Origin of the sequence: Streptomyces zinciresistens K42 (assembly GCF_000225525.1) — a bacterium.
GTDB classification, from domain to species: domain Bacteria; phylum Actinomycetota; class Actinomycetes; order Streptomycetales; family Streptomycetaceae; genus Streptomyces; species Streptomyces zinciresistens.
Genome location: NZ_AGBF01000294.1, coordinates 1 through 5,931, shown reverse-complemented (window position 1 = coordinate 5,931; position 5,931 = coordinate 1). Strand labels below are relative to the sequence as shown.

General features: G+C 74.5%; 6 protein-coding genes. 2 read left to right on the top strand and 4 right to left on the bottom strand.

Annotated elements, in window-relative coordinates; genetic code table 11:
* Positions 1-77: 77 nt before the first annotated feature.
* The 4 genes from SZN_RS34845 to hrcA all read right to left on the bottom strand — a co-directional run bounded on the left by SZN_RS34845 (position 78) and on the right by hrcA (position 4,156).
* Complete coding sequence (locus SZN_RS34845) at positions 78-833, bottom strand: 16S rRNA (uracil(1498)-N(3))-methyltransferase (protein WP_007504609.1); 756 nt, start codon at positions 831-833, stop codon at positions 78-80.
* Positions 830-1,915, bottom strand: coding sequence for a nitronate monooxygenase (locus SZN_RS34840; RefSeq protein WP_007504607.1), 1,086 nt, complete (start codon positions 1,913-1,915; stop codon positions 830-832). The genes SZN_RS34845 and SZN_RS34840 overlap by 4 nt, the downstream gene beginning before the upstream one ends.
* Before the next feature lie 87 nt (positions 1,916-2,002).
* Positions 2,003-3,139, bottom strand: coding sequence for a molecular chaperone DnaJ (gene dnaJ, locus SZN_RS34835; RefSeq protein WP_007504605.1), 1,137 nt, complete (start codon positions 3,137-3,139; stop codon positions 2,003-2,005).
* Entirely contained in the window at positions 3,140-4,156 is a 1,017-nt protein-coding gene (hrcA, locus tag SZN_RS34830) for a heat-inducible transcriptional repressor HrcA (RefSeq protein WP_007504603.1), read from the bottom strand.
* 164 nt (positions 4,157-4,320) lie between these two features.
* Here hrcA and SZN_RS34825 point away from each other — a divergent pair, with 164 nt between their 5' ends.
* Together SZN_RS34825 and SZN_RS34820 are read left to right on the top strand one after the other, a co-directional pair.
* Positions 4,321-5,052 (top strand): MBL fold metallo-hydrolase, encoded by a 732-nt coding sequence (locus tag SZN_RS34825; RefSeq protein ID WP_007504601.1) that lies wholly within the window; start codon positions 4,321-4,323, stop codon positions 5,050-5,052.
* A 42-nt stretch (positions 5,053-5,094) separates the two neighbouring features.
* On the top strand, positions 5,095-5,904 hold the full coding sequence (locus SZN_RS34820; RefSeq protein WP_007504600.1) for a DUF3097 domain-containing protein: 810 nt from the start codon (positions 5,095-5,097) through the stop codon (positions 5,902-5,904).
* Positions 5,905-5,931: the final 27 nt, after the last annotated feature.

The following is a 5,931-nucleotide window of genomic DNA, read 5'->3' as shown; positions in this document are numbered from 1 at the left end:
CGCTCCGCCCGCGGCACGACCCGCGGCGGGGCGGGGCCTGCCGTACGGGCGTTCGCGTGCTGGACGGCCCGCGGGTGTCAGGACCAGCGGCCGGTGCGGCCGAGGAGCAGTGCCGCCGCCGCGGTCCCGGCGGTGGAGGTGCGCAGGACGGTACGGCCCAGGCGGTACGCCCGCGCCCCGGCCTCCCCGAAGAGGGCCAGCTCCTCGGGCGACACCCCGCCCTCGGGGCCGACCACGAGCACGATCCGGCCCTCGGCGGGCAGTTCGGCCGTGGCCAGCGGCTCGCTCGGGTAGTCGCGGTCCTCATGGAGCACGGCCGCGAAGGCGGCGTCCGCGAGCAGCGCGGCGACCTGCCTGCTGCTCGCCGGTTCCGCGACCTCGGGGAAGCGCACCCGGCGGGACTGCTTGCCCGCCTCGCGGGCGGTGGCATGCCACTTGCCGAGCGCCTTGGCGCCGCGCTCGCCCCGCCACTGCGTGACGCAGCGGGCGGCGGCCCAGGGCACGATCGCGTCGACGCCGGTCTCGGTCATCGTCTCGACGGCCAGTTCGCCGCGGTCGCCCTTGGGCAGGGCCTGGACGACGGTGATCCCGGGCCGCTCGGCGGGCTCCTCCACGACCGCGCCGAGGTCCAGCACGAGGCGGTCCTTGCCCTCGGCCGCCCGTACGACGCCCGGGGCCCAGCGCCCCCGCCCGTCGGTGAGGACGACCTCCTCGCCGGCCCGCAGCCGCTTCACGGAGACGGCGTGCCGCCCCTCGGGCCCGTCCAGGACGTACGCGCCGCCCGTGCGGCCGGACGGCTCCAGCGCGTCGACGACGAACACGGGTGCCGTCATCGCCGGGCCCCGCCGCCGGTGCGGGCCGACAGCTCCGTCGCCGCCGCGCCCAACTCCTCGGCCAGGGTCTCGACCAGCTGTCCGGCGGGCAGCTCGCGCGCCAGGCGGTGGCCCTGGCCCGCCCACAGGGCCATGCCCTGCGGGTCGCCGGATGCGGCGGCCTTCTTGCGCAGCGGCGAGGTGAGGTGGTGGACCTCGGGGTAGGCGGCCGGGGCGTAGGGGCCGTGCTCGCGCAGGAAGCGGTTGACGAGGCCGCGGGCCGGGCGCCCGGAGAAGGCGCGGGTCAGCTCGGTGCGGGTGAACAGGGGGTGGGTCAGCGCCTGCTTGTGCAGGGCGTTGGCGCCGGACTCCCGGGTGGCGAGGAAGGCGGTGCCGAGCTGGGCGGCGACGGCGCCCGCGGCGAGGACGCCCGCGATCTGGCTGCCGCGCATGAGGCCGCCCGCGGCCACGATCGGCAGGCCCACCGTCTCGCGGACCTGGGCGACGAGGGAGAGCAGTCCGAGTCCGGTGCCGTCCTTCTCCGGGCTGTCGCGGTGGGTGCCCTGGTGGCCGCCGGCCTCGACGCCCTGGGCGATCACGGCGTCGGCGCCCGCGCGCTGCGCCGCGTACGCCTCGTCCGGCGTGGTGGCGGTGACGAGGGTGAGGGTGCCGACGCGGCGCAGCGACTCCAGGACGTCGCCGGAGGGCACGCCGAAGTGGAAGGAGACGGCGGGGACCGGGTTGTCGAGCAGGACGGCGAGCTTGGCGTCGTAGCCGTCGTCGCGCCCGCTGTCGGGGTCCCCGAGCTCGGTCTCGTACCAGGCGGCCTCACCGGCCAGCTGGTGCGCGTAGACGTCCACGGCGGCGGCGTCGGCGTACTCCGGCTGCGGCAGGAACAGGTTGACCCCGAAGGGGCGCCCGGTCAGCCCGCGCAGCTGCTTGATCTCCTGGTACATCCCGTCGGCGGTCTTGTACCCCGCGGCGAGGAAGCCCAGCCCGCCGGCCTCGGACACGGCGGCGGCGAGCTGCGGCACGGAGACGCCGCCCGCCATGGGGGCCTGCACGATCGGAAGCGGGAGGAGATCGGTCAGCGCGGAGGACATGACGGCATGTTGTCACGTCCTCCGAACAACTCCGAATCGGCCCGTCCCCGTGGGCCGGGCGGGCCCGGGAGCCGGGCCCCGGGCGGTTCAGCGTCCGTTGAACGCGTCCTTCAGCCGTGAGAACAGCCCCTGCTGGCCGGGCTGGAACTGCCCCTGCGGGCGCTCCTCGCCGCGCAGCGCGGCCAGTTCGCGCAGCAGCCGCTCCTGCTCGGGGTCCAGCTTCGACGGGGTCTGCACCTCGACATGGACGATGAGGTCGCCCCGGCCGCCGCCGCGCAGATGCGTCACACCGCGCCCGTGCAGCGGGATCGACTGACCGGACTGGGTGCCGGGCCGGATGTCGACCTCCTCCAGCCCGTCCAGCGTCTCCAGCGGCACCTTGGTGCCGAGTGCCGCCGCGGTCATCGGGAGGGTCACCGTGCAGTGCAGGTCGTCGCCGCGCCGCTGGAACATCGCGTGCGGCAGCTCGTGGATCTCGACGTAGAGGTCGCCCGCGGGGCCGCCGCCGGGGCCGACCTCGCCCTCGCCCGCGAGCTGGATCCGCGTGCCGTTGTCGACGCCGGCCGGGATCTTGACCGTGAGGGTGCGGCGGGACCGGACGCGGCCGTCGCCCGCGCACTCGGGGCACGGCGTGGGCACCACGGTGCCGAAGCCCTGGCACTGCGGGCAGGGGCGGGACGTCATGACCTGGCCCAGGAAGGACCGGGTCACCTGTGAGACCTCGCCGCGGCCGCGGCACATGTCGCAGGTCTGGGCGGAGGTGCCGGGCGCGGCCCCCTCGCCGCTGCAGGTCGTGCAGACGACGGCCGTGTCGACCTGGATGTCCTTGGTGGTGCCGAAGGCCGCCTCGTCGAGCTCGACCTCCAGCCGGATCATCGCGTCCTGGCCGCGCCGGGTGCGCGAGCGCGGGCCACGCTGGGACGCCGTGCCGAAGAAGGCGTCCATGATGTCCGAGAAGTTCCCGAAGCCGCCGGCTCCGAAGCCGCCCGCGCCCGCGCCGCCCGCCTGGGACAGCGGGTCGCCGCCGAGGTCGTAGACCTGCTTCTTCTGCGGGTCCGACAGCACCTCGTAGGCGGCGTTGATCTCCTTGAACCGCTCCTGGGTCTTCGGATCCGGGTTGACGTCCGGGTGCAGCTCGCGCGCGAGCCTGCGGAACGCCTTCTTGATCTCATCCTGCGACGCGTCGCGGCGCACGCCGAGAACGGCGTAGTAGTCCGTGGCCACTTACGACTCCGCCAGGATCTGTCCGACGTACCGTGCCACTGCGCGTACCGCTCCCATCGTTCCCGGGTAATCCATGCGGGTCGGTCCGACCACGCCGAGCTTGGCGACCGCCTCGTTGCCCGAACCGTAGCCCACCGACACGACGGACGTGGAGTTGAGTCCCTCGTAGGCGTTCTCGTGCCCGATGCGCACCGTCATGCCCGAATCCCCCGCCTCGCCGAGCAACTTGAGGAGGACGACCTGCTCCTCCAGGGCCTCCAGCACGGGCTGGATCGTGAGGGGGAAGTCATGTGTGAAGCGGGTCAGATTGGCGGTTCCGCCGATCATCAGCCGCTCCTCGTTCTCCTCGACGAGGGTCTCCAGCAGGGTGGAGAGCACGGTCGAGACGGTGCCGCGGTCCTCCAGGTCGAAGCCCTCGGGCAGGTCCTCGACGAGCACCGGCACGTCGGCGAAGCGCCGGCCGGCGACCTTGCTGTTCAGCCGCGCCCGCAGGTCCGCGAGCGAGGACTCCCCGAAGGGCGCCGGGCAGTCGATCATCCGCTGCTCGACCCGGCCGGTGTCCGTGATCAGCACGAGCATCACGCGCGCGGGTGCGAGCGAGAGCAGTTCGACGTGCCGGACGGTGGAGCGGGTCAGCGAGGGGTACTGCACGACGGCGACCTGCCGGGTGAGCTGCGCGAGCAGCCGCACCGTGCGGCCCACGACGTCGTCGAGGTCGACGGAGCTCTCCAGGAAGTTCTGGATGGCACGCCGCTCGGGCGCGCTCATCGGCTTGACGCCGGCGAGCTTGTCGACGAACAGCCGGTAGCCCCTGTCGGTGGGGATGCGCCCGGCGCTGGTGTGCGGCTGGGCGATGTAGCCCTCGTCCTCCAGCACCGCCATGTCGTTGCGGACGGTGGCCGGGGAGACGCCGAGGCTGTGGCGCTCGGTGAGCGCCTTGGAGCCGACCGGCTCCTCGGTCCCGACGTAGTCCTGGACGATGGCGCGCAGCACCTGGAGCCTGCGTTCACTCAGCATGTCGCGCACACCTCCAGAAGTCGGTCCCCTGACGTCCCGCCTGGCACTCTGTCCGTTCGAGTGCCAGCCGTCCCCTGGCCAGTGTACGGCCGTGGGGCACACCGGGGGCAAGGCCGGTCCGACACCGCGGTGCCGCGCGGGGACGGTCCCGCTAGCGTCGCCGTATGAAGGTGACTTGGGAAGAGCTGGGGTGGGAGCGGCTCGCGGACGGGGTGGGGCGGTGCCGGCTGCCGGGCTGGGACTGCACGGTCGGGCTGATCGCCGGGGACGGCGCCGCGCTGGTGGTGGACGCCGGGTCCTCGCTCGCGGAGGGCGCGCGGTTGCGCACCGAGGCGCGGTGGCTCGCGGGCGGCGATGTGACCCATCTCGCGCTGACGCATCCGCACTTCGATCATGTCTTCGGTGCCGCGGCCTTCCCGGACGCCGAGGTGTTCGGCCCGGTGGGCATGGACGCGGTGTTCGACGGGCGCCACGCGCGCGAGGAGCTGCACAGGGACGCGGTGGGCCACGGTCTGGCCCCGGACGCCGCCCGGGAGGCGGTGCGGGCGCTGACGGGTCCGGGCCGCGCGGTGAGCGGCGAGTGGACGCTGGACCTGGGCGGCGGGCGCCAGGTCCTGCTGGCGAACGTGGGTCCGGGGCACACGGCGCACGATCTGGCCGTGCTGGTGCCGGGCGGGCCGGAGGTGGTGTTCTGCGGGGACCTGGTGGAGGAGTCCGGCGAGCCGCAGGCCGGTTCCGACGCCGTGCCGTCGCGGTGGCCGGCCGCGCTGGACCGGCTGCTGGAGCTGGGCGGCCCGGACGCGCTGTACGTGCCCGGTCACGGAGCGGTGGTGGACGCGGGGTTCGTGCGCCGCCAGCGCGACACGCTGGCGGCCCGCTTCGGCGTGTCGCGCTGATCCGCGGGACGCGCGGGCCCGGCTTCTCCTATCGTCGTGCGAATGCGCCCGTACTCCCCGGACCTGACCCCGCCCTGGAAGAAGCCCCGGTCCGTCCCGGAGGTCCCGGCGGAGCCCGGTCTCGTGGTCGAGGAGGCCGGCACCGGGTTCTGCGGCGCGGTGACCGGCTGCGAGGCGGGCACGGTGACGCTGGAGGACCGTTTCGGCAAGCATCGGGTCTTCCCGCTGGAGCCACGCGGGTTCCTCCTTGAGGGCAGGGTGGTGACCCTGGTGAGGCCGGCGTCCGCGGCCCCGGCGCGGCCCACCCGGACCGCCTCGGGATCGGTCGCCGTGCCCGGCGCACGCGCGCGTGTGGCCCGCGCGGGCCGGATCTACGTGGAGGGCCGCCACGACGCCGAGCTGGTGGAGAAGGTGTGGGGCGACGACCTGCGCGTGGAGGGCGTGGTCGTGGAGTACCTGGAGGGCGTCGACGACCTGCCCTCGATCGTGGCCGACTTCGCGCCCGGCCCCGACGCCCGGCTGGGGGTGCTGGTGGACCATCTGGTGCCGGGCACGAAGGAGTGGCGGATCGCCGCGTCGGTGACCAGCGGGCACGCCCTCGTGGTGGGCCACCCGTACGTCGACATCTGGGAGGCGGTGAAGCCGTCCGCCCTCGGCATCGCGGAGTGGCCCCGGGTGCCGCACGGCCGGGACTGGAAGACGGGCGTCTGCGAGGCGCTGGGGTGGCCCGCCGGGAACACGGGCGCGGTGTGGGCGGCCATCCTGCAGCGGGTGGACTCCTACAAGGACCTGCGCCCGGAACTGCTGGGCCGGGTCGAGGAACTGATCGACTTCGTCACGGCCCCGGTGTAGGACGGCCCCTGCCCGGTCCGGCCGTCC

Excerpts from the sequence above, each read along its gene's own strand:
- SZN_RS34845 (WP_007504609.1), bottom strand. The coding sequence starts at position 833 with ATGACGGCACCCGTGTTCGTCGTCGACGCGCTGGAGCCGTCCGGCCGC.
- SZN_RS34840 (WP_007504607.1), bottom strand. The coding sequence starts at position 1,915 with ATGTCCTCCGCGCTGACCGATCTCCTCCCGCTTCCGATCGTGCAGGCC.
- hrcA (WP_007504603.1), bottom strand. The coding sequence starts at position 4,156 with ATGCTGAGTGAACGCAGGCTCCAGGTGCTGCGCGCCATCGTCCAGGAC.
- SZN_RS34825 (WP_007504601.1), top strand. The coding sequence starts at position 4,321 with ATGAAGGTGACTTGGGAAGAGCTGGGGTGGGAGCGGCTCGCGGACGGG.
- SZN_RS34820 (WP_007504600.1), top strand. The coding sequence starts at position 5,095 with ATGCGCCCGTACTCCCCGGACCTGACCCCGCCCTGGAAGAAGCCCCGG.